We start from the raw sequence: 929 nt of genomic DNA, 5'->3' as shown, positions 1-929 counted from the left end.
TGAGCCCATTTCATCCTGTGGCGGCGGGCTGCTGGTCACAGCATGATCGCGATGCGCCGGTTGGGGCATGACGTAGAGAGACCCCTGGTAGACGGGTTGATCACCACAATCACGTCGCCTGAACCAGAGGTCTCTACGTGCTGTTCTACCGCGCTGCCCTCGATTTGTCGCGTTCAACGCTGAACTACGTCGCCGGGCTGATCCGCCGGCGGCGCAAGGCGATCGGGTCGGCCTGGCGGCTGCTCAACCCCGGCCGGCAGGCCCTCCTCGTGCTGGCCTACCTGCGTAAGGACGAGACGTTCGCCGAGATCAGCGCCGGGTTCGGGGTGTCGGCGACCACCGCCTGGCGGTACGTGGAAGAGACCGTCATGCTGCTGTCCGCCCGCTCACCCAAGCTCGCGCAGGCCTTGCGGAAGGCCGACCGGGACGAGTTGACCCATCTGGTGCTGGACGGGACGCTCATCCGCACCGACCGGGTCCGGGCCGACCGTCCGTACTTCTCCGGCAAGCACCGGGTGCACGGAATGAACGTGCAGGTGATCGCCGGTCCGGACGGGACGATCCTATGGACCTCGGGGGCGTTGCCCGGCAAGGTCCACGACCTGACCGCCGCTCGCGTGTGGGGCATCCTGCGGGAGTTGGAGAAGGCAGGCATCCTCACTCTGGCCGACAAGGCTTACCAAGGCGCCGAAGCGTCGGTCGTGATCACGCCCTATAAGGGCAAGGACAAGCCCGAGTCGCAGAAGCAGGCCAACCGGTCGCACGCCAAGTTCCGCGGGCCGGGCGAACGGGCGAATGCGCAGCTCAAGTCATGGCGGATCCTGCGCAAGCTGCGCTGCAGCCCGAGCAAGGCCGGCCACATCGTCAAGGCCATCGCCGCCCTGCAGAATCACCGCGTCGCCCAGGCAGCACGGGGATGAAATGGGTTC

The 929-nt window shown here is 66.7% G+C and carries 1 protein-coding gene; it reads left to right on the top strand.

The window, feature by feature from the left end:
- The first annotated feature begins 137 nt into the window (after nucleotides 1-137).
- The gene (locus E1266_RS37445; RefSeq protein WP_132055338.1) at nucleotides 138-920 is read left to right on the top strand and encodes a transposase family protein; all 783 of its coding nucleotides are present in this window, start codon (nucleotides 138-140) and stop codon (nucleotides 918-920) included.
- The last annotated feature ends 9 nt before the right edge of the window (nucleotides 921-929 follow it).

It is taken from the genome of Actinomadura sp. 7K534 (assembly GCF_004348575.1).
In the GTDB taxonomy this organism is placed as follows: Bacteria; Actinomycetota; Actinomycetes; order Streptosporangiales; family Streptosporangiaceae; genus Spirillospora; species Spirillospora livida.
Note: the sequence above shows the minus strand (reverse complement) of the source record. Positions and strands in the feature narration are given on the sequence as shown.